Below are 1,641 nucleotides of genomic sequence, written 5' to 3'. Positions count from 1 at the left end.
ATCGAACAGGCGGAACAGCGGCTCTACACCTTGGCCGAGACGGGCAAGCCGTCGTCGGGCTTCGTCAGCTTCTCCAGCGCCCTGAGCGGCGCCGTTCAGATGGCGGCCGAGGCCTATCAGCGCGACGGGAAACTGGCCGGTCTGGCCACCCACCTCGATGATCTCGACGCCAAGCTGGGCGGTCTGCACCCCTCCGACCTTCTGGTCCTCGCCGGCCGCCCGTCGATGGGCAAGACGGCGCTGGCGACGAACATCGCCTTCAACGTGGCCCGCAACTACCGCTGGGAGCCGACGCCCGAGGGGCGCAAGACGGTGAACGGCGGGGTGGTGGCGTTCTACAGCCTGGAAATGAGCGCCGAACAGCTGGCCATGCGTATTCTGGCCGACGCCTCGGGCGTGTCGTCGGACAAGCTGCGCAAGGGGGAGATCGACGCCGGCGACTTCGGCAAGATCCGCGAGGCCGCGGTCGAGATCGGCGAAAGCCCGCTGTTCATCGACGCCACCGGCGGCCTGTCCATCTCCAAGCTGGCCGCCCGCGCGCGGCGGCTGAAGCGGATGGAGCACGGGCTGGACCTGATCATCGTCGACTACCTGCAGCTCATCACGGTCGGCGACGGCAACAACCAGAAGAACCGGGTGCAGGAGGTGTCGGAAATCACCGGCGCCCTGAAGGCCCTGGCCAAGGAACTGTCGGTGCCGATCATCGCCCTGTCGCAGCTGTCGCGTCAGGTCGAGCAGCGCGAGGACAAGCGGCCCCAGCTGTCCGATCTGCGGGAATCCGGCTCGATCGAGCAGGACGCCGACTGCGTCATGTTCGTGTACCGCGAGAGCTACTATCTGGGCCGCGCCGAGCCGCGCGAGGGCTCGCCCGAACACCTGCAGTGGCAGGAGGACATGGACCGGCTGGAGCACCAGGCCGAGGTCGTCATCGGCAAGCAGCGCCACGGCCCGATCGGCATCATCAAGCTGAGCTTCGACGCCAATACGACCAAGTTCGGCAACCTGGCCCAGGGCCAGCGGTACGACGACTACGGGGATTGAGCTCTCGTTCACCTCCCTGTCGGCGAAGGCCGACGGGGAGGACAGATCGGCGCGCAGCGACGATCAGGAGGGGGCGGCGCAGGCGGATGTTGGTTCGCTCTGGATTCTCAGCCGCCTGCGCCGCCCCCTCCTGACCGCTGCGCGGTCTGTCCTCCCCATTCGCCTTCGCGAATGGGGAGGTGACGTTCAGCGCATCTCCACCCGTCGGGCGCCCGCCGGGATCGCCAGTTCATTGCCGGTCCAGTTCGCCGATTGTCCGTCGATCCGCACGCGCGCCGGCGGCGTCTCGCCCGCCGGCCACTGGATGACGAAACCGCCGGGCGGCACGACCACCCCGTCCAGCGTCAGCAGATAGCCTTCGCCATCCCGCCGCAGCCGGTAAGTCAGTGGACCATAGGCCGTCTGCACGCCCGCGACGCCCACCCCCTCGCCCGCCAGCCACGCCGTCGGAACCCCCGCCGCCAGCACCAGGGCATCGTCTCGGTCGCGTTCATAGACCAGCAGGTCCAGGGCCGAGCGGATGTAGTCCGAACTGATCCAGGCGTGCGGCATGTCGCCGATGAAGCGGGGCTCGCGCTCGTCGCGCCCGACCACCTCGGC

General features: G+C 68.6%; 1 protein-coding gene and 1 pseudogene. One reads left to right on the top strand and one right to left on the bottom strand.

The window, feature by feature from the left end; genetic code table 11:
* Positions 1 to 1,041 (top strand): replicative DNA helicase (locus V6M42_RS09520; protein ID WP_332678324.1); only part of this gene is annotated, 1,041 nt, incomplete at its 5' end.
* Positions 1,042 to 1,227: 186 nt separating this feature from the next.
* On the opposite strand, the pseudogene V6M42_RS09515 reads toward V6M42_RS09520, so the two are convergent.
* Positions 1,228 to 1,641: pseudogene (locus tag V6M42_RS09515) on the bottom strand (discoidin domain-containing protein); the annotation flags it as partial.

It is taken from the genome of Brevundimonas sp. (assembly GCF_036677305.1).
Classification (GTDB): domain Bacteria; phylum Pseudomonadota; class Alphaproteobacteria; order Caulobacterales; family Caulobacteraceae; genus Brevundimonas.
The sequence above is the reverse complement of the archived record's forward strand: the minus strand, read 5'-3'. Positions and strand labels throughout refer to the sequence as shown.